The organism is Bacillus massiliigorillae, from assembly GCF_000380245.2.
Taxonomy (GTDB): domain Bacteria; phylum Bacillota; class Bacilli; order Bacillales; family DSM-1321; genus Bacillus_AD; species Bacillus_AD massiliigorillae.
The window spans coordinates 808,382-832,373 of sequence record NZ_HG428741.1 but is presented as its reverse complement, the minus strand read 5'-3'; the positions used below and the strand labels follow the sequence as shown (position 1 = coordinate 832,373).

At 35.0% G+C, this 23,992-nt stretch carries 28 protein-coding genes and 1 pseudogene; 3 read left to right on the top strand and 26 right to left on the bottom strand.

Annotated features, from left to right (window positions below):
* Window positions 1-39 precede the first annotated feature (39 nt).
* From TX86_RS03915 to TX86_RS03885, 7 genes are read right to left on the bottom strand one after another with little or no spacing between them, the layout of a single operon-like run.
* A complete protein-coding gene (locus TX86_RS03915) occupies window positions 40-1,017 on the bottom strand; it encodes a biotin--[acetyl-CoA-carboxylase] ligase (RefSeq protein ID WP_042346445.1) in 978 nt (325 codons plus the stop codon).
* Complete coding sequence (locus TX86_RS03910; protein WP_042350139.1) at window positions 1,002-2,195, bottom strand: CCA tRNA nucleotidyltransferase; 1,194 nt, start codon at window positions 2,193-2,195, stop codon at window positions 1,002-1,004. The genes TX86_RS03915 and TX86_RS03910 overlap by 16 nt, the downstream gene beginning before the upstream one ends.
* Window positions 2,192-3,334 (bottom strand): N-acetyl-alpha-D-glucosaminyl L-malate synthase BshA, encoded by a 1,143-nt coding sequence (gene bshA / locus TX86_RS03905; protein WP_042346443.1) that lies wholly within the window; start codon window positions 3,332-3,334, stop codon window positions 2,192-2,194. Before bshA ends, TX86_RS03910 begins: the two co-directional genes overlap by 4 nt.
* On the bottom strand, window positions 3,331-4,044 hold the full coding sequence (gene bshB1 / locus TX86_RS03900; RefSeq protein WP_042346440.1) for a bacillithiol biosynthesis deacetylase BshB1: 714 nt from the start codon (window positions 4,042-4,044) through the stop codon (window positions 3,331-3,333). The genes bshA and bshB1 overlap by 4 nt, the downstream gene beginning before the upstream one ends.
* Before the next feature lie 12 nt (window positions 4,045-4,056).
* Window positions 4,057-4,452 (bottom strand): methylglyoxal synthase, encoded by a 396-nt coding sequence (gene mgsA, locus TX86_RS03895; RefSeq protein ID WP_042346438.1) that lies wholly within the window; start codon window positions 4,450-4,452, stop codon window positions 4,057-4,059.
* A gap of 12 nt (window positions 4,453-4,464) precedes the next feature.
* Window positions 4,465-5,274, bottom strand: a complete 810-nt coding sequence (gene dapB, locus TX86_RS03890) for a 4-hydroxy-tetrahydrodipicolinate reductase (RefSeq protein ID WP_042346436.1) — start codon at window positions 5,272-5,274, stop codon at window positions 4,465-4,467.
* The gene (locus tag TX86_RS03885; RefSeq protein WP_195892856.1) at window positions 5,267-5,608 is read right to left on the bottom strand and encodes a nucleotide pyrophosphohydrolase; all 342 of its coding nucleotides are present in this window, start codon (window positions 5,606-5,608) and stop codon (window positions 5,267-5,269) included. Before TX86_RS03885 ends, dapB begins: the two co-directional genes overlap by 8 nt.
* A gap of 434 nt (window positions 5,609-6,042) precedes the next feature.
* Here TX86_RS03885 and TX86_RS03880 point away from each other — a divergent pair, with 434 nt between their 5' ends.
* Window positions 6,043-6,915, top strand: a complete 873-nt coding sequence (locus TX86_RS03880) for a YitT family protein (RefSeq protein WP_042346433.1) — start codon at window positions 6,043-6,045, stop codon at window positions 6,913-6,915.
* 182 nt (window positions 6,916-7,097) lie between these two features.
* On the opposite strand, the gene TX86_RS03875 is transcribed toward TX86_RS03880, so the two are convergent.
* Entirely contained in the window at window positions 7,098-7,544 is a 447-nt protein-coding gene (locus tag TX86_RS03875) for a hypothetical protein (protein WP_042346430.1), read from the bottom strand.
* A 321-nt stretch (window positions 7,545-7,865) separates the two neighbouring features.
* Between TX86_RS03875 and TX86_RS26075 the strand changes: the two genes are divergently transcribed.
* Entirely contained in the window at window positions 7,866-8,393 is a 528-nt protein-coding gene (locus TX86_RS26075; RefSeq protein WP_042346428.1) for a helix-turn-helix domain-containing protein, read from the top strand.
* Window positions 8,394-8,866: 473 nt separating this feature from the next.
* On the opposite strand, the gene TX86_RS03865 is transcribed toward TX86_RS26075, so the two are convergent.
* From TX86_RS03865 to lhaT, 5 genes are all read right to left on the bottom strand, one after another.
* Complete coding sequence (locus TX86_RS03865; RefSeq protein WP_042346426.1) at window positions 8,867-9,082, bottom strand: hypothetical protein; 216 nt, start codon at window positions 9,080-9,082, stop codon at window positions 8,867-8,869.
* A gap of 250 nt (window positions 9,083-9,332) precedes the next feature.
* Window positions 9,333-9,587, bottom strand: coding sequence for a hypothetical protein (locus tag TX86_RS03860; protein WP_042346424.1), 255 nt, complete (start codon window positions 9,585-9,587; stop codon window positions 9,333-9,335).
* A gap of 361 nt (window positions 9,588-9,948) precedes the next feature.
* A complete protein-coding gene (locus TX86_RS03855) occupies window positions 9,949-10,629 on the bottom strand; it encodes a zinc metallopeptidase (RefSeq protein ID WP_042346422.1) in 681 nt (226 codons plus the stop codon).
* A 54-nt stretch (window positions 10,630-10,683) separates the two neighbouring features.
* A complete protein-coding gene (gene ypjB, locus TX86_RS03850; protein WP_042346420.1) occupies window positions 10,684-11,472 on the bottom strand; it encodes a sporulation protein YpjB in 789 nt (262 codons plus the stop codon).
* A 60-nt stretch (window positions 11,473-11,532) separates the two neighbouring features.
* Window positions 11,533-12,123 (bottom strand): lipoprotein heptaprenylglyceryl N-acetyltransferase LhaT, encoded by a 591-nt coding sequence (gene lhaT / locus TX86_RS03845; RefSeq protein ID WP_042346418.1) that lies wholly within the window; start codon window positions 12,121-12,123, stop codon window positions 11,533-11,535.
* A 118-nt stretch (window positions 12,124-12,241) separates the two neighbouring features.
* On the opposite strand from lhaT, the pseudogene TX86_RS26070 reads away from it, so the two are divergent.
* A pseudogene (locus TX86_RS26070) lies at window positions 12,242-12,358 on the top strand (DUF4275 family protein); the annotation flags it as partial.
* Between the two features lie 40 nt (window positions 12,359-12,398).
* Here TX86_RS26070 and TX86_RS03840 read toward each other — a convergent pair.
* The 13 genes from TX86_RS03840 to aroA form a co-directional block, all read right to left on the bottom strand.
* Window positions 12,399-13,091 carry an ABC transporter ATP-binding protein gene (locus tag TX86_RS03840; protein WP_154663041.1) on the bottom strand — a complete coding sequence of 231 codons (693 nt, stop codon included), beginning with the start codon at window positions 13,089-13,091 and terminating at the stop codon, window positions 12,399-12,401.
* The gene (locus tag TX86_RS03835; protein ID WP_042346414.1) at window positions 13,088-14,191 is read right to left on the bottom strand and encodes an ABC transporter permease; all 1,104 of its coding nucleotides are present in this window, start codon (window positions 14,189-14,191) and stop codon (window positions 13,088-13,090) included. The genes TX86_RS03840 and TX86_RS03835 overlap by 4 nt, the downstream gene beginning before the upstream one ends.
* A 97-nt stretch (window positions 14,192-14,288) precedes the next feature.
* On the bottom strand, window positions 14,289-15,674 hold the full coding sequence (locus TX86_RS03830; RefSeq protein ID WP_042346412.1) for a sensor histidine kinase: 1,386 nt from the start codon (window positions 15,672-15,674) through the stop codon (window positions 14,289-14,291).
* Window positions 15,671-16,348, bottom strand: coding sequence for a response regulator transcription factor (locus tag TX86_RS03825; protein ID WP_042346409.1), 678 nt, complete (start codon window positions 16,346-16,348; stop codon window positions 15,671-15,673). The genes TX86_RS03830 and TX86_RS03825 overlap by 4 nt, the downstream gene beginning before the upstream one ends.
* Window positions 16,349-16,478: 130 nt before the next feature.
* Complete coding sequence (locus TX86_RS03820; protein ID WP_042346407.1) at window positions 16,479-16,721, bottom strand: hypothetical protein; 243 nt, start codon at window positions 16,719-16,721, stop codon at window positions 16,479-16,481.
* A gap of 153 nt (window positions 16,722-16,874) precedes the next feature.
* On the bottom strand, window positions 16,875-17,642 hold the full coding sequence (locus tag TX86_RS03815) for a menaquinol-cytochrome c reductase cytochrome b/c subunit (RefSeq protein WP_042346405.1): 768 nt from the start codon (window positions 17,640-17,642) through the stop codon (window positions 16,875-16,877).
* A 56-nt stretch (window positions 17,643-17,698) separates the two neighbouring features.
* Window positions 17,699-18,373, bottom strand: a complete 675-nt coding sequence (gene qcrB, locus TX86_RS03810) for a menaquinol-cytochrome c reductase cytochrome b subunit (RefSeq protein ID WP_042346402.1) — start codon at window positions 18,371-18,373, stop codon at window positions 17,699-17,701.
* A gap of 3 nt (window positions 18,374-18,376) precedes the next feature.
* Window positions 18,377-18,892: a QcrA and Rieske domain-containing protein gene (locus tag TX86_RS03805; RefSeq protein ID WP_042346401.1), complete on the bottom strand. Its 516-nt coding sequence runs from the start codon at window positions 18,890-18,892 to the stop codon at window positions 18,377-18,379.
* 168 nt (window positions 18,893-19,060) lie between these two features.
* The gene (locus tag TX86_RS03800; RefSeq protein ID WP_042346400.1) at window positions 19,061-19,519 is read right to left on the bottom strand and encodes a DUF2487 family protein; all 459 of its coding nucleotides are present in this window, start codon (window positions 19,517-19,519) and stop codon (window positions 19,061-19,063) included.
* A 116-nt stretch (window positions 19,520-19,635) separates the two neighbouring features.
* Window positions 19,636-20,181 (bottom strand): ReoY family proteolytic degradation factor, encoded by a 546-nt coding sequence (locus tag TX86_RS03795; RefSeq protein ID WP_042346397.1) that lies wholly within the window; start codon window positions 20,179-20,181, stop codon window positions 19,636-19,638.
* A gap of 146 nt (window positions 20,182-20,327) precedes the next feature.
* Window positions 20,328-21,587, bottom strand: coding sequence for a tetratricopeptide repeat protein (locus tag TX86_RS03790; RefSeq protein ID WP_042346396.1), 1,260 nt, complete (start codon window positions 21,585-21,587; stop codon window positions 20,328-20,330).
* Window positions 21,588-21,622: 35 nt separating this feature from the next.
* Complete coding sequence (locus TX86_RS03785; protein ID WP_042346395.1) at window positions 21,623-22,486, bottom strand: hypothetical protein; 864 nt, start codon at window positions 22,484-22,486, stop codon at window positions 21,623-21,625.
* Between the two features lie 214 nt (window positions 22,487-22,700).
* Window positions 22,701-23,987, bottom strand: coding sequence for a 3-phosphoshikimate 1-carboxyvinyltransferase (gene aroA / locus TX86_RS03780; protein WP_042346394.1), 1,287 nt, complete (start codon window positions 23,985-23,987; stop codon window positions 22,701-22,703).
* Window positions 23,988-23,992 lie beyond the last annotated feature (5 nt).

The window sequence follows — 23,992 nt, the reverse complement described above, 5'->3', positions numbered from 1 at the left end:
GGGGGATGAAGGAACCCCCCCACCGATTAAAGTTTCACTTTATATTTCAATATCAGCAGAGTAAATAGAATGGACCTTTTCATCTGCATCTTTCAGAAGCAATACACCATCTTCAGTAATGCCTAAAGCAATACCTGTTATTCTACCTTGAGCTGTAGTTGCAGTAATTGTTTTACCCATATTAATCGCATAACTCTCCCATAATGCTTTAATACTAGCAAAACCATCACGTTGGAACGTCGCATATAACTCTTCAAAATGATATAAGACAGAACAAATTAATTCTTCTCTTGATAACATTTGCCCATTTTCAATTAATAAGGATGTAGCAATGTCACGTAATTCCGGAGAAAAATCTTCTATTTGTTGATTAACATTTATGCCAACACCGATGACAACTGAATGGATGCCATCAGCTTCAGCTTGCATTTCTGTTAATATCCCAGTAATCTTCTTACCATTGAGTAAAATATCATTTGGCCATTTAATCTGTGGTGTAATCCCCGTTACTTCTTTAATGCCTTGCACAACTGCAACCGCCGTAAGAAGCGTTAATTTAGGTGCTTGGTGAATAGGGATATTTGGTTTTAATAAAATACTCATCCAAATCCCTTTACCTTTAGCTGCATGCCATTGACGAGCTAATCGACCTTTACCAGCCGTTTGCTCATCCGCTACAACAATTGTTCCTTCTACTCCTGTCGTATTAGCGAGCTCATTAGCAATTCTTTGAGTCGTATCTACACAATCATAGAAATGAATTTGCTGTCCTAAAATTTTCGACTTCAACTGTAAACGAATACTATCTGCAGACATTTTGTCAGGGATACTTACAATTCGATAACCTTTCTTTCGTACTGCTTCTAATACATAGCCTTCATTTCGCAAATCTTCAATATGCTTCCATACCGCTGTTCGAGAGGCACCCGTTAATTCAGCGATTTTCTGCCCTGAAATGAATTCATCACCCGCTTGTGCAAAAGCCTCTAATAATTTTTTTCTTATATTAGATTGCATCGGTGCACCTCCTTATATATTGCTTCCGTATTATTTGGAAGCTCCTCATTAATGATTTTCGTCGTAATGATATGCAATGTTTCTCTAATCCAAGGACCTTTTTCGCGATTAGACCACTCCGTAAGCAATGTTCCATTTACATTAACTTGTGAAGAATCGTGAATGGGTAACGAGTTCCAGATTTCAATAGCTTGTTCTTCCGCTTGTTTAGAATCTTGATGCTTTAGGAAATACGATACTCGAATCGCACTTAAACTGCAGTCAATACCATTTGTAAACAACGTCATTTTATCGTCATAATTCTCATGATAAACAGCTTGAAGAATCGCTCTAATATGACGAATACGTTTTACAGGAAGACGCCAAGCTCGTAAAAAACTTTCTACTTCATTTAGATTTACAACATAATAAAGCAAAACAGCCCATTTTTCATCAACATTACATACTTTGTGTAAGTCATACTGTGCTACTTGTATAAGTTCATTCTTCTTGTCAGAGAACCCCGGTAAATAAGTAAACAAGTTAGTGTCGATTAACAATTGGAGAGCTTCTTGAACATTTACCCCACAAAGTAGCTTTTCAAATTCAGCTGTGATTCGTTCTATTGAAATATTTTTCAATAAATCTTGATTATCTTTTAGAGCTTGTAATGTCTCATCCGAACAAGTAAAAGAAAGCTGACTTACGAATCGGAGAGCTCGCATCATTCGAAGCGCATCCTCTGAAAAGCGATCATTTGCATTACCAACCGTTTCTATCATTGCTCTTTGAATAGCTTGCTGTCCACCAAACGGATCAATCATATCACCGTTCATATTCATCGCAATAGCATTCATCGTAAAATCTCGACGCTGCAAATCATCTTGGAGCGAACGAATAAACTTTACTTCCTTTGGTTTTCGGTAATCTACATACTCGCTTTCCACACGATACGTTGTAATCTCGTAAGATTCACCATTTTCGATAACAAGGACCGTTCCATGTTGAATCCCTACATCTACTGTTTTAGAAAAAATACTCTTTACTTCATCAGGGGTTGCAGATGTTGCAATATCCACATCATGAATAGTTCGATTTAATAACGCATCACGTACAGAGCCGCCAACAAATACAGCTTCAAAGCCGTTATCTTCGATTTTCTTTAAAATAGGCAAAGCTTGTACAAATAATTCATTCATGACAATTCCCTTTCGTTATCAGACAATAATTTGTAATAAATATCCTCATATTGAGAGATGATTGAAGTTGAGCAAAACTTCTGGCAAACCGTTTCCAAACAGGCTTCGGAAAATTTCTTGTGTAAATCTTCATCCTGTAACAGTGAGATTGCATAGTTTGCACTTGCTTCAATGTCACCCAACTCACTTATATAACCTGTTACTCCATGATCAATTACTTCTGGGATACCACCGATATTCGTTCCGATACACGGAACTCCACATGCCATTGCCTCTAATAATACTAAACCAAAGCTTTCCTTCTCTGATAACAATAACATCAGATCACTCATGCTATATAATTCTTGAACATTATCCTGCTTTCCAAGAAATAATACATGCTCATGCAAGCCTAATTCTTCTACTAAATCACAGACAACGCTCATTTCCGGTCCATCACCAACTAATAATAGTTTGGAAGGTACTTGTTTTTGTACGCGTTGGAACACACGTACAATATCTTGAACTCGTTTCACTTCTCGAAAATTCGAGACATGAATAAGAATTTTTTCATCTTTAAAACCAAAGTCTTGCTTGAATGTTACATCAAGTTGTTTATTATATACCTTTTCATCAATAAAGTTATAAACGGTATGAATCACTTGGTCAGGATGAATAATAGCCATTGTTTCTTTAGCTAATGAATGAGATACTGCTGTCACATAGTCTGATTTTTCAATACCAAATTTGATTAATCCTTGTAATGAATGATCCGAACCTAACACCGTAATATCCGTTCCATGAAGTGTTGTCACTATTTTCACATCTCGATCAGCCATTTGTTTAGCTAATATCGCACAAACGGCATGAGGGATAGCATAATGAGCATGAAGAATATCTAATTTCTCACGCTTGATTACTTCAGCAATCTTACTTGCCATCGACAAATCATAAGGTGGGTACTGGAAAACTGAATACGCATTTACCTCCACACTATGAAAAAAGATTCTCGGATGCATTTTCTTCATGCGAAATGGCATACTGCTAGAAATAAAATGAATATTGTGCCCTTTATTAGCCAATAATCGTCCTAATTCTGTAGCAACAACGCCAGATCCTCCAACAGACGGATAACAAATAATTCCTATATTTAAGCTCATTTTACTTCTCCTATCAAATCATTTGAAAGCAAAATAGGCTTCTTCGTGAAAAAACCCTCTGCATAACTAACACCGACTTCTTTACCAATCATCTTCTCTCTCGCGACGATACTTTCAATGTAATCATCTACTAGAGGAGTCTTATAACTAGTGTCTGTAGACTCAAATTGGCTATTATAAGCTTGTAAACTCTTGATTTTATCATCAATAGTATTCGATACATCTACTACAAAATGCGGCTTATGATAACCATTTATCATGTAATAATACATCGCTTCTACACGATGTGGCGCTTGCTCTTGTTCATCAACGTATTTTCTAACTCCGCTTGAAAACACAGCTTCTTCAACAAGCTTTGCAGAATTACCATGATCCGGATGACGGTCAACGATGTATGGTGCAAATACTAGCTTAGGTTTATATTTTCTAATAATCGCCGCAATTCGTGCGATATATTCTTCTTTCATTAATAATCCACGGTCAGGTAAATATGTATTTACCCTCTCTTGAATACCGAGGATATCTCCTGCTTGCTTTGCTTCAATCATACGCGTCTCTACTGTTCCATTTGAAGACATTTCAGCTTGTGTTAAATCACAAATAACAATACTTTTCCCAGTAGTAGCATATTTAGCAATCGTTCCACCCATGCCGATTTCTACATCATCAGCATGAGCTCCGAAAGCAAGGATGTCTATTTCATATTGCATATTCTAATCACCTTAATTATATAGTTTTCTCCAATCCATATCTCCACGTTCCAAACCGTGAATAAGCACTTCAGCTGTTCCCATATTCGTCGCAAGAGGGATTTTATATACATCGCAAAGTCTAACAAGTGCCGTCACATCAGGTTCATGAGGTTGAGCAGTAAGTGGATCTCGAAAGAAAAAGACGATATCCATCTCATTATTGGCAATTCGCGCTCCCACTTGCTGATCACCACCAAGCGGACCCGATTGATACCTATGTACAGTTAAACCAGTCGCTTCCATAATTCTTAAACCAGTTGTACCAGTAGCAAATAATGTATTCTTCTCAAATATATGTTTGTAAGCTGTAACAAAGCCAACTAAGTCTTCTTTCTTCTTATCATGAGCGATTAATGCAATATTCACTTTGTAACACTCCTATTCGATAATGTTTTCTAGCCCATATACAAGCACATCTAACTTCATTACATTTTCCACTGCAACCTTTACACCAGACATAAATGATGCTCGATTATATGAGTCATGACGAATGGTTAATGTTTGTCCGTCTGCACCGAATAACACTTGTTGATGAGCAATTAACCCAGGAAGACGTACACTGTGAATATGCATACCATCAATATTAGCTCCGCGTGCACCAGGGATTGTTTCCTTCTCATTCGGATGCCCTTGCTGCTTCGTTTCACGAACTTCACGAATCATATCTGCTGTTTTCACGGCAGTACCTGATGGAGCATCTAGTTTTTGATCATGATGTAATTCAATGATTTCAACATCTTGAAAATATTTTGCTGCCATTTGTGAAAACTTCATCATTAAAATAGCACCAATCGCAAAGTTAGGAGCAATAATACAACCCAAACCTGTTTTAGCACATAGTTGTTCTAATTCTTTCAAATCATCTTGAGAAAATCCTGTTGTCCCGACTACTGGTCTTACACCATGTTGTAAAGCCGTCACAGTATGATGCATTCCTACTTCAGGAGTCGTTAGATCAACTAGAACATCCGCTTGTACCTCTTGAAAACACTTCTCAATATCTGAATAAATAGGAGCAGAAATTCCTGCAAATCCCTCTACATCTTGTAAGTTACCACCATCATTTTTACGGTCAATAACAGCTACTAATTCAAAGTTTTCCGTTTCTTTAACTAATAATACCGCTTCTTTCCCCATTCTACCTCTTGGTCCCGCAATTACGATTTTCACTGTACTCACTTTATTCATTCCCCTTTTCCTGTTCAATTTTAGTCCATCTATCCTTATCTCTTGTTTGAAACTTCTTCATGACCAAATCATGTGCTTCTTCAAGGTCAATGTTTAAAGAATTAGCAAAACAAATGAGAACAAATAGCATATCCCCTAGCTCTTCCTTTATTTCTTTTTCATCTTCTGTTGCTTTTTTTGGTTTTTCTCCATAATAATGATTGACTTCACGAGAAAGTTCACCAAGTTCTTCTGTCATTCTTGCAAGCATCGCAAGCGGACTGAAATATCCCTCTTTAAACTGTCCAATATATTGATCCACTTCATCTTGCATATTCTTCATGCTTTTTGGCATATTCATCATCCTTTATCCTATTCAAACTGACGCTAAAAATTCTTCAGAATATAAGCCAAAGACGTTTAAGCGCTAGTAAGAACCTGATTGGTTCAACTAATGCTCGACGGGCAAGAAAATCCTACCGAGCAAAGTGTCACTTTATATGTACATATACAATTTCATTATAGCAAAATTCTCTTCTTTCATCTTACTATGTAGATTCCAAAAAGAAAAAGAACATATACTAGCTAATGGTCAAACACGAGATTGAACCTCTTCATGTTAACGAAAACCGAATTGCATTTCAAACCTTTCTTCTACTAAAGCGTAATAGAATACGATTTAATTAAACTCCAAGTCTATGAACTAATTTGCCTTCCAATATTTAATTCTTATATAATGAGTGCACACGCATACATACATAATTAAAGCAACTTGGAGGTGGAATGATTATGATATACGAATTAAAATTCAAAAACATATTTTTTATACTTTTAGGAGCGGGAATTTTCGCCTTTGGATTGGTCCATTTTAATATGCAAAACCATTTAGCGGAAGGTGGATTTACAGGGATTACTTTAATACTCTATCAGTTATGGCATATAAATCCATCTATCTCTAACCTAGTGCTGAATCTCCCGCTATTCTTTATTGGCTGGCGCTTTCTTGGTCGTACGTCGTTTCTCTATACGATCATTGGAACAGTTGGGCTTTCTGTATGGCTCGCAATCTTTGAACGAAAACAATTTCATATTCCACTTGAAAATGATTTAATGCTCGTATCCTTATTTGCAGGTGCTTTTATTGGTGTTGGTCTTGGGATTATTTTCCGATATGGTGGAACAACTGGTGGCGTAGATATTATTGCTCGCCTCGTTCAAAAATACGTTGGCTGGAATATGGGACGAACAATGTTCCTTTTTGATGCTGTCGTTATCGGACTATCTCTATTAACCTACTTAAACTATCGTCAAGGAATGTATACTTTAATTGCTGTTCTAATTGCAGCGAAAGTTATTGATTTTATGCAAGAAGGTGCATACACTGCTAGGGGTGCGATGATTATTAGTGAAAAAAATGATCAAATTGCCGATGTCATAATGAAAGAAATGGAACGCGGCGTTACCGTACTTAAAGGCTACGGCTCCTATTCGAAACAAGATAGAGAAGTACTCTATTGCGTCGTAGGAAAAAATGAAATCGTTCGTTTAAAAAATGCCATTACATCAGTTGACCCACATGCATTCGTATCTGTTAGCATCGTACATGATGTTCTAGGTGAAGGATTCACTCATGATGAGAATAAGAATCCAATTGAAAGATGAATAATGCTAAAACTCCAATTCGAAAAGATTGTTCGAATTGGAGTTTTTCTTTTTAGCTAAGTATGAGATTTTTATATAAATAGATATGCAGCCATAGGAAAAACACTGTATGATTGTTTATTAAAAAGAGAATTCGCTTATAACGTTTCTCAGCAACAAACTAATTTATGATAATAAGACTATCACTTAACGAGTATGTTCCCTACATATTGAATACTTCCCCAATTAGCAAGAAGATTTACTTCTATAACGTATTCCCCTTTATCTTTAGGGAAATGGAATGAACGATCAACTAATTTCAGTTCTGTTTTCTCATTATCTTTCCATATGAAAACACGTAACTCATCTACGGTGAAATCTTCTTGATTAAATGTAATGAATTCTCCTTGACCCGAAAATACAATGTTTATTTTTTGACTTCGTGCAAAAGATAGAAAGTCATTAGTTTCTTTAGTATACTCTGAATTATCATTCCAAATTGTATTCGCTTCTACTAATGGAATGTCGTTTATTAAACTGTCAGTGTTGGAAAGGTTCATTTTTGGTGGTGAATAATCATAACTTTCACCTATACACCCCGCTAGTGAAAAAACAAATAATAATGTAATGAATTTCAAAAAATGTTTCATATCCGTTACCCCTTATGCTACGTGAATATATTCTATTAATGCTGCAGTTAAACCTACAACCGCTTTTTTTAGCATTTTCTTTGCCATAATTGCTCACTCTCCTAGTTTATTTGATTACTTCTCTGTACAAGTTAAATGTAAGTTTTTTCAGATCAAATAGTAAGCAACCATTGGTTGCAATCTGCTACGTTACAGGAAAATGTGTATATAATGCTTAAATTCAATTTCTAAAATATTCTAGTATATTATACAATCTACAAATTTTTTCTATTATAATAAATCTATTGTTTATTTCCTGAAATAGAAAGAAGGTGAATAGGTATGTCTTTAGGTGAGAAACTCAAAAAAGGAAGACTTGATAAAAAATTATCGCAAGCAGATGTTGCGGATCAATTAAATATATCAAGACAATCTATTTCAAAGTGGGAAAATGGCTATAACTATCCAGACATAGATAATCTAATCCTGTTGAGCAAACTATATGAAATGTCAACGGATGAATTATTACATGAAAAAGAAAGAGAATCGCAATTGAATAAGAGACTCGAACAGTCTATAGAAGAAAAAAGTCTCCCAAAAGAAATTGTTGTTAAGGAAGTAGTGAAAATAAAAAATGACGAAGGTCTTCTATTATTAATTCTATCGTTAATGGCTATGCTACTTACTCCAATAGGGATTTTTATCGCAGCTTTTATTCTTCGTAAGAATAAAAGAGAAAACACACACTATAAATTGATCAATCTAGCATGTGTTTTCAGTATCCTTGTTAACTTATTTTTCACTTATCAATTTATCAGTGACTATTATAAATGGAATATAAAAAATGATGTCCAATATATTGAAGGTTAATTACTAATAACTATTTTATCCCCACTTATCTTAGAACGAACATGTATATCAGATACGTGGGTATATAGGAGAAGGCAGAGGAATTGCTGCGGTAATGGCTGGATGGCTTATTTTGATTAATGGCATAAACTATTTGCTTTATGGATGCTATCAAAAAACCAGTACGTTCCTATTGAAAAAAAGGCACCTATACTCAAAAGATCATTCTTCTTTCGAGCATAGGTGCCTTTTTTAATTACTTTCAAAAACTATCACTCTTCATATTTTTGACGTGCTTCAAACGGATTATCACATTCATGATATACAATTTCAAACGGTAAGAAAAAAGATGCTTCTTTGAATCTTTTATTCTTATCTTGCCAAATTCCAAAGGTTTTCTACTTAACTAAAAAAAACTATATAAAAAGAGCTTTAAAGTAACACATACACTAAAAGGATTACATGAATTCCACACTTTTAGTAGCATAAAGTTATTAGTTTTTTTTACATTTTATTAAATTAAATATACCTAAGCTAAATATTAGTAAACCAATTAACATAAATGAATGAATGATTCCGTTAAGTATAGGAATGTATTCACCAGATAAATTTTGATTTCTATACAAAATATCTACTGATTTATACGCCAAAGGTGTGCTAGTCAAAATAATTATTATTCCTATAATAAAATAAGGTGCTTGTGTTTTCATAAAGAATTCCCCCTTTATAAATAGCTATTAAACACTCCTTCTTATTAAGATAAATTATGATTATTCTCTATATTTCATTATAATCCTTCTTAAACTTTATTGAAGGATTATAGGAACTTCCCTATCTATCTTTTCTTAATACTTTTACATAATTCATAAATACAAAAGCATAGCCCACATAAAATAAGTAATATACTAATTGGTACTAATAGATTCATCATACCCATATATTTTTCCCCCTATCTTCACATTACACCCATTGTTTAACTATTGGTGTCCCATAAAACCATAGCCACAACAATGCGACGACTATAAAGAAACTTTTCCATCTACTTCGCATAAAAAAAGCAAAACTCAAACTTATTATCGGTAAAGTTAAGCGAAGTAAATCAACTAACATACCATGAGGTTTAAACGAAAGTACCAATTCGAATAATAACCAAACAGAAAGATAGAATGTTATTAAGCAAGGCACTATTCCAAATACATTCGAAGAGATTTTCATATCTAATTTCCCCTATCAATAAAAGTTACGATTCTATTACACAATGAATAGTAAGGAAAACATAGAACGCATTAGTTGCCCCTGCAACGCAACCTATAGGTGACAGTGGATAGGCTACACTGATTTAGACAGAAAATATAATCACATTCAGATTCATGGGACATTGGATTAGAAGAGCCCTATTCAGTACAAACTTGAACACCTTAAAAAAGTTGTCTAGTTTTATGTTGACAATCCATTACATAAACATCGAATCAAATATAACATCCTAATCAAACTTTCAAAAAACATTAGAAAATGTTCCATAAAAAAATCCCTCACAAAGTATTTCATTTACTTCATGAGAGACTTCCTTATATATTCAATCATCACGACTCATACCAGTATAAATTAAAATCAATCGAACCAACTCAAGAACAGCAACTGCCGCTGCTGCTACGTATGTTAAGGCAGCCGCACTTAATACTTTTTTCGTTTCACGTTCTTCACTATTCGATATAATTCCAAGTGAAACAACTTGGTCCATAGCTCTACTTGAAGCATTAAACTCTACAGGAAGCGTTACCACCTGAAACAAAACAGCTCCTAGCATAAATACTATTCCTAATAAAAGTAGACCTGAAATTTGCGCAAAAATCCCAATCATTATTAATACCCAAGAAAGATTAGAACTTATATTTGCAACTGGAACAAGAGAATGACGAAAACGTAGAAACGAATAATCCTGCTGATCTTGAATAGCATGTCCGACCTCATGAGCACTTACAGCAGTAGCTGCTAATGAATGACCATGATAATTTGCTGAAGATAAGCGAACTACCTTAGATCTCGGATCATAATGATCACTTAAGTAACCTCTTGTTTCTTCTACATGTACATTATATAAACCGTTATCATCCAGAATCTTTCTTGCTACTTCAGCACCTGTCATTCTTGACGATGAAGGGACCTTTGAATATTTATTATACGTTCCTTTAACTTTCATTTGAGCCCAAATCGGAATCAAAATAATAAGTGCTAAATATATAAAATAGCTTCCCATCGAAGTCCTCCTCGTGCAGTTGTATTACAATTCTAGGGACAAGAGTACGATTCATCAGCGCTTAGAATCGTTTTTCGAACGAACGGTCTCTTTCGTTCCTTTATATTTTCTCCAACCTACATAAGATAATGTACTAATGATGATACTGCCTGTTGAAATGATTACCCACCATAAAGAAGGATCAGCTTCATCCTTTTTCATTTCATCAAATATGGCTTTCATTTCACTTTGTAGCTCATCCAGTTCTTTTTGACTTGATGCACTTTCAAGAATCTGTGGCCTAAAGTGATCTAAATACTGAAATTTCGCCTCTACTGCTTGCATCTTTTCAGGTCTAACATCAACCTTCAAACTATAGTAAATTAAATCATATTTGATTAATAATACATTTAATTCATTATTAAACTGTTGTGAATTCTTTTCAGTAACTGCTTTTTGCGTTTCACTAAATGTGGTCATCATACTTTCTTCCATCTCCGTCCACAACGGACGATAATTGGAAGAAACAGCATCTACAACTAAACGAAGTTTAGTTAAAGCATTAACCTTATAGTCATGCGTATTCTCAGTCTGTAATGAGTTAAGCGCACCATCATATGCCGCTGTAATAGCTTTTAGCTCGTCCATATTAAAGGTATTTTCTTTACTAGTTATCGAAAGCAAGTCTTTAGAAAATTGCTTCAGCAAACGAAGAGCATCATCTTCTCGATTTATTTTTACCATTTGCAGGGCTTCATCTGATTTTTGATTTAATTTATCTATATTCGAAGAGGTCATCGCATAACTCGATGAACCAATCGTAAAAACCATTAAAATTAGCATGAACAACATTTTTTTAGCCATAAACTTGTCCCTCCTCTTTCATATTACATATATGAAGGTAGAGATAAGAGTAGACCACAATTATAGTTTTAGTTCATATCGAGGTCGCTTCATACCGAAATAGTAGCAAATATAAATAGAAACAATACTTAGCCAGAACGTAAAGTAGCCAATTTCATTCATGTACGTAGCCAAACTACCATACCAGGGCATTTGTCCAAATACGTAGTCAATTATTTCATTATGTACAGTAAATATCGCTGCTACTGCTAAATGCCAAAGCTTAATCCGATAAAAGCGTGCGTACAATAAGCCCTGTAAAGCCATCGCTAAATGGGATGCCATTAGCATATAACCTGTCCAATGAAGGGTTCCATCAACTTTTAAAGTAAGTAAATTCATTACAACTGCCCATATTCCGTATTTAAACAACGAAATAAGAGCGAGAGCTTCAAATAATCCCCAATTTCTTTTCATTAGAAACGCAATTAAAACAAAAACAAAAAATAAACAGGCTGTTGGACTATCAGGTACAAATGGGATAAAGATAGGATCAGTAGCTACCAGCTGGCCTTTATACCAATAGTATCCATAAATAGTACCCAGTATATTTACCACCAATAATAAAATAATAATCGCCTTATTCCGCAATATTGTATAGATTAAATTCATCAATGCTTTTACCTCTTTCATCATTTACATCGTATCGTTTAATCATACAGCGAGTACAAACAAAAGCCAACATTTTCTATAAAAGTAATATCGATTAGATTTCGTAAGACAATTACTCCTAATAGTTGATAAAGAATTTAAATGGACGTTCGTGAAAACACATGAAACCGGCTGGAGTGGTCCTTATTTTTATAAAGAAGAACAAATGACACAACTGACACAAAAACCACTTTAAAACGTAAAAAAGGCGTGTAAAAAGTGATTAACATCACTTTTTACACGCTCATTTCATGTTCGAATAATTTACCGTCTTCTATATATACAACTCGGTCACATAAATCTAGCATACGTTTATCATGCGTAACCATTAGCGCGGATTTATTACTTCGCTTTACTTCATCAGCTAACATTTGTACAACATCTCGCCCACGCTCTGAATCTAGACTAGCTGTTGGCTCATCAGCTAAAATGATTTCTGGGTCATTCATCCAAGCTCTAGCAATAGCAACACGTTGGCGTTCTCCACCCGATAACTTCTCTGGGTAATGGTTACGACGATGCCCTAAGCCTAGACGCTCTAACAATTCATCTGCTCGGGCTTCATCTTGTTTCGTATGCTTACCATCTAATTGCGCTATTAGCAATAGCTGATCTCGAACAGTTAAATATGGAATTAAATTGGCTGACTGAAAAACAAAACCGATTTTTTTCAAACGTATGTCGTTTAATTCATTTTCAGACATGTTTTGAATTTCTTGATTATCAATACTGATTTTCCCACTAGATGGCGATAATAGTGCTCCAGCTATTGAAAGAAATGTACTCTTTCCAGCTCCAGATGGACCAACAATAGCAACAAATTCTCCAGCTTTCACTTGTAGTGATATATCATCTAATACTTTAACAGATGTAGAACCATCCCCATATACTTTACTGATGTGATCTAAAACTAATTTATTTGTCATTATGCTGCCCTCCCAATTGCTTCAACTGCATCAACTTTTGCAACTCGATAAAGTGATAATAATGAACCGATTACCGCTACAGCTAAGAATAAGCCTGAGCATCCTGCAACTAGTCCAATACTTAAATCAAATGGCATTGAACTCGGTAATAGTAATGAAATTCCATAGGTAAGCGCTATACTTATCACTAAGCTAATAACGGAAAGCAATATAACCTGGGAAATAATATTTTTCGCTAAATAAGTAAATTTTGCTCCAATAGCTTTCAACACACCAAACTGACTCATTTTTTGAATCGTAATTACATAGAAGAATACTGCTAGAACGAATGCCGCAATGATAAATAAAAATACAATCATCATTAATAACGACCCTTGTTCCTCTGAATATCCTGGAATACCTTTTAAAGCCTCATTGATTGTAATCACATCAACGTTAGCCATATTATCTTCAAGAGAAGTGATTTGATCTTCATTCGCTTTTAAAGCAATTGCATTAAAGCCTAATTGACCTTTTGTGATTTTTGATTCGTACATTGCTTTCCAAGCTTCATAGTTCATAAAAATAACAGGCGCATGACTGAAAGACTGATTTTTTGTAAAACCACTAATCGTAAATGTTTGCCCTGAAATCTCATCCGTTACTTTATCACCAATTGCTATCCCTTCATCTTTCAAAGAAATATCTGCAATAACTTGATTTTTTGTTTCATTATTAATTTGTTTACCTTCAACCACACTTGGCATTAGAGCGCCTTTCGTGTTAACTGCAAAGAATGTAACATCAACCTTTTTGCCAGCATCACCTTTGGTAACAGTTGTCATTTGTACACCTAACGGCTCTGTATTCTTTTTATCTACATATTGATTAACATCATTTAACTGCTGCTCTGTCAGCATCGAACGTGTTATTCGATGTTCAGCATCTTGTTGTAAAACAATATAATCAGCATCCATCTTTTGAATAGCGGAAGCATTATCAGAAGACAAGCCTTGTGCAAGCCCAGATACGAAAAATACTAACCATGCAATTAATACCATGATTAAGCCAATCAATAAATATTTAAATTTAGCGTGTTTCATCTCTCTTATCGCAAGAAACATTGTTTGTTCATCCCCATTCTTCAAAACTTAAACGTTTAACGTTTTCTAACTTAAACATAGTATAAATTTTGAATATGAACGGAAGATGAACAATTCATTACATGTTCGGAAGCGTAACTTTAAAGGTAGTCCCTATGCGTTGTTGACTAGAAACCTCAATCTTACCATTATGTAAATCAATGATTTTTTTAACAATTGCAAGGCCTAAGCCGCTACTATTTCTGACATCCTGTCTACTTCTTGATTTATCACCTTTATAAAACCTTGTAAAAATATGTGGTATATCTTCTTCGCTTATCCCTACACCCGTATCTTCTATTTCAATACAACAATAATCATCCTCTGACCATACACGAATGGAAATCGAATCACCCGGATTCGAATATTTAATACTATTCGTTAGAAGATTTGTCCATACTTGATACAATAGCTTTTGATCCCCAGTCAGATTCGTTGTAGGTAAATCAAGATCAAGCGCCAATTCCTTTTCTCGCCAGCTCCATTGCGTAACTGTTACAATTTGCTTTATTTGTGCCGCAACATCAAAAGTTGTCTTTTCCAAAATACCTTGTTCTTTGTCCAATGATGCAAGTGTCAATAACTGCTTACTTAATTGCGATAATCTTTGACTTTCATCTTCTATAATTGATAAATAATGTCTTTGTTGTTCTTCTAATAAATCTTTTTCTTGTAGCATTTGAGCAAAGCCTTTAATAGAAGCCAACGGTGTTTGGATTTCATGAGATACATTTGAGACAAACTCTTGGCGCATCTCCTCTAGCTGTTCAATACTTCGAACCATTTCAGAGAAGTTAGATGCTAACACACCTATTTCATCACTTCGATTAACCTGTAGTTCAATATCGTACTTTCCTTTAGTTATCTGCTTTGTTGCTTCAGTTAATTTTGTTATTGGTTTCACAAGATAACGTGTACTAACTGTCACAAAAATAATACTCAACAAACTTGTTACTACTAGTAAAAGTGCAAAGAAAAAGCGTAATTCACCAAACTGAACTTCGACATCTGAGCGAAGAAACATAGCATATGGCTCATCATTTATAACAAGTGGAACACCAACCGTATTAGTAAGAACATTATCAAAGAAGCCAGTTATAAAAGCACTTGATGGAAAATTAGCAATCCCATGATATTCCTGCCCCGCTATAACACTGTTAATAATCTTAGTATCTAAATCTTTCTTACGATATTCTCCACCATAAAAAGAGCCTTTATTATCTTCATTTACTAAATATATTTGATAACCAAGCTTTCCAATACTTTCTAAATAAGCATCAATATTCACATTTTGATTTTTTTCATAAAACGTCACAATATCATGAGCCATCCCGGTGATTCTCTTATCGTTATGTGGTTTTAAATTACTTTGATAATAGGCATTTGAAATGATAAAGGCAAGCAAGCTACTAAAGATCATAACAACTAAAGTGGTAATTACAATCCGTAAATAGAGTGTTCTCACTTTTTAGTAACCTCCAATTTATATCCAACTCCTCTTACTGTTTTAATACTAAAATCATCTGTTCTTTTGGCAAAACGTTCTCTTAAACGTTTAATATGTACATCAACTGTCCGATCATCACCCTCAAAATCACTTCCCCAAATAAGTTCAATTAATTCCTCTCGTGTGAAAATTCGGTCCGGATAACTCGCTAGTTGTGATAATAACTCAAACTCCTTCATTGGAAGCATTAATAGTTTACCACCACTATGCACTTCATAGCTTTTTCGATCAATCACTGTATCATTTAAAACGATTTTCTCAGCATTCACCATCTGATATCGTCGTAATAAGGCCTTGATACGAAATGAAAGTTCCTTCGGTTCAAAAGGTTTTGTTAAATAATCGTCCGTTCCAACAGCATAGCCTTTCTCCTTATCAACTAACTGATCTTTTGCTGTTAATAAAATAACTGGAATATCATAATATGTTCTAATCTCTTGGCAAAGTTGAAAGCCATCCTTATTAGGCATCATTACATCTACAATTGCTAAATGCATCTGTTGTTTCTCCAAACATTCAGAGGCTTCTACTCCATCTCCAGCTTCAAAAACCGTATAACCCTCTCCTTGAAGATGCTGCTTAATCAATTCTCGAATATGAACATTGTCTTCTGCAATTAATATATTAATCATTTTTATATTCCACTCCCTCATCCAAGTCATTAAATTATATAGCAACCTATTCCTTAATATATATAAATATCATATCTCATCTTCAAAAATAAGTTAAACGGTTTCAGCAAAGCTTTAATTACATTAACTGTTACACAATTAATATAAAGACAATAAAAGCCAAAACTATCCCAATGCGAATTCGATTATAAAAACTTTCACTAGCCACTTCATCATCGATAAAATAAAGGCTACTAAACACAACAAAGAAAGCGCTAACAATTAATACAACAATAATTTCTATATAATGGGTTACAGAATGAAAAAGCCAGAACCATTCAATTAATATACATGATAGTACGATCATCAAAAGAGCTTGCTTATTTCGTTTCATTACATCACCCCAATAGTACATTTTTAATAGTATATGCATGTATTATTTAGGAGTTAATGATTATGCTAACAATAGACATTTTTCATGAGTGTGCTGAATATTATGTTTTTCCAACCAAAAAAGCTAACGGCATATACCGTTAGCTTTTCATTATTATTCTTTCTTTTGTAAACTACCTATAAATTCAGATAACTGTTTTAACTCTTCATCAGTACCTTTAAATACATTCGGTGGCATTGCTCCTTTACCTTCTTTCGCAATTTTTGCGATATCTTCAGGAGTTAAGCCTTGCTCCGTTAATTTCGGCCCTGATGCCCCTTCTAAACTACCACCATGACATCCGATACAACCTTGGGACTCGTACAATTTATATCCAGTGTCTTCCTTATTAATCTCTGGGCCAAAAACGATAGCACCTTGTTTCTTAGATGCTTCCCAGTCATGATTAACAACGGAAGACCATGTTAAATAGAAAACACCAGCAATCCCTAACAACATGAAGCCCGTTGCAAGAGGTCGTTTAGTTGGTTTTCTTTCCGGTCCACGATCAATAAATGGAGCTAATAATAGGGCACCAAATGCTAGTCCAGGAATAACCATTGAACCAATCGCATTATATGGACCTGAAGCATACGTATACTTCAACAGCTGATACAAGAATAGGAAGTACCAGTCAGGAAGTGGTATATATCCAGCAGCCGATGGATCTGCCATTTTCTCTAAAGGCGGAACATGCGCTATTGTTAAACATAGAAATCCTATCAAGAATACTGCACCAACCATCCATTCTTTTAAAAGAAAGTTTGGCCAGAACGCCTCCGTTTTCCCAGGGTATTCTGAGTAATCTTTTGGAATGTTCAGCTTCTTCACTGCTGGAACACGTGAATCACCTACGAATTTCATCCCTTTTCCACGATGCATTTCACAACCCCCTCCTTATTTAAAAATTCCGTATTTTCAAATTATTGAAAATAAAATTATAGCGGTCCTGAAATACCTTGTTTACGAATCATTAAGAAGTGAGCTGCTACTAATGCAAGCAATGCTGCTGGTAAGAAGAATACGTGAATAGCAAAGAAGCGGGTAAGTGTTTGTGCACCAACAATGGTCGCATCTCCAGATAATAATGTTTTAGCAGCAACACCGATAATCGGTACCGATTCAACAATTTGCAGTGTAACCTTTGTTGCAAATAGCGCTTTCATATCCCAAGGTAATAAGTAACCTGTTAAACCAAGTGCTAACATAATAAAGAAAATTAAAACTCCAACAATCCAGTTCAGTTCACGAGGTTTCTTATAAGCTCCTTGGAAGAATACGCGCAATGTATGTAAAAACATCATGACAATAACTAGACTAGCTCCCCAGTGATGCATACCACGTACGATTTGGCCGAATGCCACTTCGTTTTGTAAATAATAAACAGATTCCCAAGCGTTTTTAATATCTGGTACATAGTACATCGTTAAAAACATCCCTGATAAAATCTGAATTACGGTAACGAAGAATGTCAATCCTCCAAAACAATATACGAATGCGGAAAAATGATGTGCGGGATTAACATGTTCTGGTACTTCATGGTCTGCTATATCGCGCCAAAGTGGCGTAATATCAATACGTTCATCAACCCAATCATAAATCTTACTAAGCAATGATTACACCCCCTTCAGGTTATTCGCTTTAATAGCTCCTAAACTAACAAATCCATCTTTCACTTTAACTTCAAACACGTCAAGCGGCCCAAGAGGTGGAGTTCCCGGTACATTCTTTCCGTTTTTTTCGTATGCACCATAGTGACAAGGACAGAAGAATCGGTTAGGATTGTTTTCTTTGTCAGTGTTCCAATCAACCGTACAGCCTAAATGCTTACAAACTGGTGATAATGCAACAATGTCTCCTTTGTCGTCTTTGTACACCCAAGCCAATCTTGTTTCTTCAGATTCATGCCATGCATCTACTTGATTAACCGTGAAGCTTACCTTTTGTGGTTCATCAGTCAATTCACTTTCTTTCACTTTCGTAACAGTAAAGCCATCTGCCGCTTTTACCTGTAACACAGGATCAACTGCAAATCGTACCATCGGCATAAGCATACCTGCCGCCATGAAACCGCCTACACCTGTTAAAGTATAGTTAAGAAATTGACGTCTAGAAACACGCTGTTTGCTCATATTATTTTCCCCCCCTCTATCAAAAAAGCTTTCGTCCAAAGGACATAAAAAGGACAATTCTATAAAACTAGGACATTACAATGATATATCAATATTTTTCCAAGGTCAATAATCTTACAACACAATTAATGGCAAGAATGTGTCATATATCCATTTTTTCTACAAATATCAAGTTCTCCATTTTCTACTAATAATGCCCAAAACATCACTTACTTGTTCTTCCATCATTGGTATTTTATACTTTTCATCTAAACTTTCTAAAGGTAAAGAAGGTAAGTATAACAGGCTATTACCTATCTCACTCTCAATCGTTTTCCAATCAGCATCTGATGTGAGAAAAAAGATAAATGGAAAGCCTTCTTGCTCCAAAGCTTGCTTCCATTGATAGATTTGCTGTTTTTTCATATCCATTTCCCCGTCATTAAGATAAGTAACTGGCGGAAGCAGTAATACTCTCCCTTTAAACTGTTTTTCGATTTCTTGTGAGATGATTGAGATAAACTCATTAATTGACGCGCTTTGTTTTATACCATTTTGAAATGTAATACCTAATAACGGTACAATCGCCGTATCAACATATTCCTTTGCCCCTATGTACATTTCTACATCTTTCGAAATCCACTTCATATGTAATCGTACCCCCTCATTATACTTCCAAACAATTACATAATAACATTTTTTATCCAAGCTTAACACAACAAAAAGCGAAGCGCTTCAACAATGCAAACGCTTCGCTTTTTAGACTATACTTTTTTCAATTTGTTTAACTGACTAGTTAGTTCTTGAAACGCTTCTAAATCATGAGCATCTAAAGCCTCATCAATTAACTTCAACAGCTGCCCTCTTTGGAAGGTAGCTAATGAATGTTCCAATACCTGTTCAGCTAATATTTTATCTTTCTCATTACTACCACTACTCATTGGAATAAAAGGGTTTTTCTCAAGAACTGCTGCATATTGATAGGAAGAATACGCAGCTCGAAAATGCAATGTAATAAAGATGTCTTCATCTCGGTTGAGGCGAATATCATGAAATGACTTCTCAGCATCTGTTGTCATGATGTTTGACTTATAGAACTTAAAAGGTGCCTCATCTACACAATGTGTAGACATCACCAATCCACGTGGACAACATTCCGCATTTTCAACAAAATGTACCTTCTTCATTAGCTGATCGTGACTCATTAAATAGTTCAAAATCCATACACATTCTCTTCTTTTTAATTGATAATGATTCAAAAACCAGCGAATAAATTCCTTTTTCTCATTCACAGAAACAGGGGCAGCCATTGAAATTCCCTCCTCTGTATTACAGTTTTTTAATACTACTTTTACATGGACAAACTAAGTAAGAACATTTTACTAGCATAAATATATAACGGTCCATAAAAGATAGATTATTTAATTGCTATTTCTGTAAATCTCAAGGCTAAACTCTATTTGTTTTTCAAATTCTCCATTACCGATAAATATTCTTCATTCCAAGGACTAATAGTAAGTAGCTTATTAAATATTTCTTCAGAGACCATAATATCTCCTTCTTCTATTAAGAAATATCCGTAATCACGAAGAAATTCTTCATTGTGTTGGTATACTTCATATGCATCCTCATAATACTGTCTTGCCTTTTTAAACTCTTCAAGTTTATCGAAGCTTACAGCCAGTAACCAATCGAATTGCGGATCATTTTCACCATATTCCTTCATGCTTTCTAGCGTTTCTACGCATTCTTCATACGATTCTACACTAATAAAGTATTTCGCTAATGTAATACCCGCTTCTAAATAACCTGGATCAATTGCGATGGATTCTCGAAAGTATGTTACAGCATCTTCTTGCTTATTCAATTTAAGAGACATTTTCGCTGCTTTGAAATATAACTCCTTATTGAACTCATCTTGCTTAATACCCTCTTTAACCGTTTTGTATGCCATTTCGTAATCAGACAGTTGTTCATAAGAACTTGCTAAGTAATAATAAAGAGAATTAAATTCATGGTCCATTTCTTTCAATTGCTCTAGCTTTTGGACGGCTGTTTTGTAATGTCCTGCTTGGAAAGCTGTTAAACCATACTGGAATAATGCGTGAAGCTCCGTTTTCTTTTGCAGACTTTTTTCGTAATAAGGCAACGCTTCTTCGAACTGACCAGAGCTACTATAAGATTCCGCTATTCTCTGATATAGAGAAATCCCTGCAAGCTCTTCATTTTCCTTTACTACTTCTTGATAATATTGAATCGCCTCTTGAAAACGTCCCTGCGCAAAACATTGTTCACCTAATGCAAAATCAATCAAAACTTCATCTGGTAATATTTTTTTGGCATCTAGTAATTTCTCATATGCTACTTCATCTAAACCATTCAATGCATACAAATCCGCCTCTAACAATAATGCACTCGGATAAACTGGATCATCATGCTTCACTTGTTTAACAAACTCTAATGCTTCATCCTCTTTATCCAGTTCAATACAGATTTCCGCGAGTGCTAACAGCAGCTCACCTTCCTCTGGATGCGTAGCAAGAAGCTGTTCATATAATCCAAATGCTTTCTCTACAAATCCTAATTCAGCTAACTTCTCTGCTAGAACATATATATCTTCTTCAAGCCCGCTGTTTTGTATAGTATGTATATGACGGTATGCTTCGTCAAATTCTCCATTGTTGATTTTTTCTAACACTTTTTCAATTGTAATCATATTATTCATCCTATTCTTGTATGCTATTTCATTATTTACTGAAAAAAACCTGGAATTTTTATTACGAGTTCTTTTCCTTTCTTTGAAGGAAGACTAATTTGTGAACCTGCTCGAATCACTTGATTCTTAAACACTGTGAACTCAATTTTATCACTATAAGCTGCTTGTCTATTTAATAAACATGGTTGATTATCATCATGTACTACATTATATGTTACTTCTCCACCAGTTCGCAAAATCCCTCTATGCGGATAGATTCCTAACATCTTTAATAACTTCTTTGACAAATGCTCATAAGCAAAGATATTATCATCAACATAAGCTAAGTTACTATCATGAAATACTTGCTTCCATGCCAATAATTGATCCTCTTGCCAATCTAGAAAATGTGGAATAAAGACTAATTTATAAGGAAAAACAGCATCACGAATCCATGTAATAGGAATACGTTGTAATTCTTCTAAATCGTGAACGCAAATAATTAAACCAGGAATCCAATGCTTTCGACAGAAACGTACAATAGAAGGTCGTAATATTGATAGAGGTATGCGCAATACTAGCACATAATCTAGGGGAAATTCCGATAATAATTTTCTTGCATCAATTAAAGCTTGTTTGATTTGATGTTCATATGTCACATCAACAGGAAACAAAACAGTTGTTGCACCTAACAGGACAATCTTTGTCGTATATTCTATCCTATTTTCCTGATATTCTGCAAGATTCCCAATCATTGTTTCGCCAGCAATTATTATATACTTGTCCATTTGTAAACGAATAAAGCCAATGTGATTAACCGAAGTGTCTCTACTAACGAACAAATCATTCTTTACAACGAAATTCGTTTCTTTCACTGTGTCATTTTCATAAAGAGAGATTTTTTCCAATACATATGGCATACGATCACTTCCTTATGGATTATATGCCAATGTATGTCCCGCTTCAGTTAATTATGCTTTTTTCATATTTATATTATAAATGATTTTCTTTCATATATGACAACATAACAATAGTAAAATATTATTCCATTATTACCAAAACAGTTAGATTAATAAACGTCAAAGAGCAAACGAAGAAGAGGATTACTCCACTTTGTTTGCTCTTGTGCATGGTCTACTTCATTAACTGTTGTAAATGCTCAAAGAAGTTAGGATATGATACAGCTACTGCTTCTGCATCCTCTAAAATCACGTCGCCTTGGGCAATAGTTGCAGCTATCGCAAGCATCATACCAATACGATGATCTCCATGACTATTTACTGTTCCACCTGTTAATGGCGTCTTTCCTTTAATTATCATACCATCGTCAGTTGCTGTAATATCAGCACCTAACTTAGTCAGCTCTGAAACAACCGTATCGATACGATTTGTTTCTTTCACTTTCAGTTCTTTCGCATCAGAGATAATAGTTGTACCTTCAGCTTGTGTAGCCATTAATGCAATAATCGGTATTTCATCAATTAAACGTGGAATGATATCACCATTAATTTCTGTACCTTTCAAATTTGAAGTCGCAATTTCAATATCGCCGGATGGTTCAGAAGAATGGTTTTCATTAATAATTGCGAAATCTGCCCCCATTGCTAGCAATACATCAATCATGCCTGACCTTGTTTCATTCAATCCAACATTCTTTAATAAAATACGGCTATTAGGAACGATAGCACCAGCCGTTAAAAAGAAGGCTGCCGATGATATATCTCCTGGTACCATTATATCCGTACCCGTGAGCTTTTGATTACCTTCAATTGTAATCGTTCGGTCATTCGTATTCACATTCACACCAAACATTTGTAACATTGTTTCTGTATGATTTCGTGTTCTTGCTGGTTCAATAACTGTCGTTTGTCCTTCAGCTTGCAATCCTGCAAGCAAGATTGCAGACTTCACTTGTGCACTAGCCACAGGCAATTCATACGTAATACCGTGAAGCTTCCCTCCTCGAATACTAAGAGGTGTATACTTTCCTTGCTCTCTACCTTCAATATTGGCTCCCATTTTGCGCAATGGTTCAACCACACGCGTCATTGGTCTTTTTGCAATTGAAGCATCCCCAGCTAAGACAGAATGATAGGGTAAGCCAGATAAAATCCCCGTCATTAAACGAATAGTTGTACCACTGTTTCCTACATCAAGAAGTTCTTTTGCTTCTTGTAGCCCATTTAATCCTTTACCCTCAATAGTTACATTCGTTCCATCTTGCTGAATGGTAACACCCAACTTTTGAAAGCATGAAATGGTACTTAAACAATCTTCTCCTGCCAAGAAATTTCGAATAGTAGTCGTTCCATCTGCAATTGAACCAAACATAATTGCACGATGTGAAATCGACTTATCTCCCGGAATTTCAACTGTACCTTGTAAAGATGTCACATCGGTAATCAAATGCCTATTTGTCATACTAT

Bases quoted from the DNA above. Each gene is read 5' to 3' on its own strand.
- TX86_RS03915 (WP_042346445.1), bottom strand. From the start codon at position 1,017: ATGCAATCTAATATAAGAAAAAAATTATTAGAGGCTTTTGCACAAGCG.
- TX86_RS03910 (WP_042350139.1), bottom strand. From the start codon at position 2,195: ATGAATGAATTATTTGTACAAGCTTTGCCTATTTTAAAGAAAATCGAA.
- bshA (WP_042346443.1), bottom strand. From the start codon at position 3,334: ATGAGCTTAAATATAGGAATTATTTGTTATCCGTCTGTTGGAGGATCT.
- bshB1 (WP_042346440.1), bottom strand. From the start codon at position 4,044: ATGCAATATGAAATAGACATCCTTGCTTTCGGAGCTCATGCTGATGAT.
- dapB (WP_042346436.1), bottom strand. From the start codon at position 5,274: ATGAATAAAGTGAGTACAGTGAAAATCGTAATTGCGGGACCAAGAGGT.
- TX86_RS03885 (WP_195892856.1), bottom strand. From the start codon at position 5,608: ATGCCAAAAAGCATGAAGAATATGCAAGATGAAGTGGATCAATATATT.
- TX86_RS03880 (WP_042346433.1), top strand. From the start codon at position 6,043: ATGATATACGAATTAAAATTCAAAAACATATTTTTTATACTTTTAGGA.
- TX86_RS03875 (WP_042346430.1), bottom strand. From the start codon at position 7,544: ATGAAACATTTTTTGAAATTCATTACATTATTATTTGTTTTTTCACTA.
- TX86_RS26075 (WP_042346428.1), top strand. From the start codon at position 7,866: ATGTCTTTAGGTGAGAAACTCAAAAAAGGAAGACTTGATAAAAAATTA.
- TX86_RS03865 (WP_042346426.1), bottom strand. From the start codon at position 9,082: ATGAAAACACAAGCACCTTATTTTATTATAGGAATAATAATTATTTTG.
- TX86_RS03860 (WP_042346424.1), bottom strand. From the start codon at position 9,587: ATGAAAATCTCTTCGAATGTATTTGGAATAGTGCCTTGCTTAATAACA.
- TX86_RS03855 (WP_042346422.1), bottom strand. From the start codon at position 10,629: ATGGGAAGCTATTTTATATATTTAGCACTTATTATTTTGATTCCGATT.
- ypjB (WP_042346420.1), bottom strand. From the start codon at position 11,472: ATGGCTAAAAAAATGTTGTTCATGCTAATTTTAATGGTTTTTACGATT.
- lhaT (WP_042346418.1), bottom strand. From the start codon at position 12,123: ATGAATTTAATCTATACAATATTGCGGAATAAGGCGATTATTATTTTA.
- TX86_RS03835 (WP_042346414.1), bottom strand. From the start codon at position 14,191: ATGTTTCTTGCGATAAGAGAGATGAAACACGCTAAATTTAAATATTTA.
- TX86_RS03825 (WP_042346409.1), bottom strand. From the start codon at position 16,348: ATGATTAATATATTAATTGCAGAAGACAATGTTCATATTCGAGAATTG.
- TX86_RS03820 (WP_042346407.1), bottom strand. From the start codon at position 16,721: ATGAAACGAAATAAGCAAGCTCTTTTGATGATCGTACTATCATGTATA.
- TX86_RS03815 (WP_042346405.1), bottom strand. From the start codon at position 17,642: ATGCATCGTGGAAAAGGGATGAAATTCGTAGGTGATTCACGTGTTCCA.
- TX86_RS03805 (WP_042346401.1), bottom strand. From the start codon at position 18,892: ATGAGCAAACAGCGTGTTTCTAGACGTCAATTTCTTAACTATACTTTA.
- TX86_RS03800 (WP_042346400.1), bottom strand. From the start codon at position 19,519: ATGAAGTGGATTTCGAAAGATGTAGAAATGTACATAGGGGCAAAGGAA.
- TX86_RS03795 (WP_042346397.1), bottom strand. From the start codon at position 20,181: ATGGCTGCCCCTGTTTCTGTGAATGAGAAAAAGGAATTTATTCGCTGG.
- TX86_RS03790 (WP_042346396.1), bottom strand. From the start codon at position 21,587: ATGATTACAATTGAAAAAGTGTTAGAAAAAATCAACAATGGAGAATTT.
- TX86_RS03785 (WP_042346395.1), bottom strand. From the start codon at position 22,486: ATGCCATATGTATTGGAAAAAATCTCTCTTTATGAAAATGACACAGTG.
- aroA (WP_042346394.1), bottom strand. From the start codon at position 23,987: ATGACAAATAGGCATTTGATTACCGATGTGACATCTTTACAAGGTACA.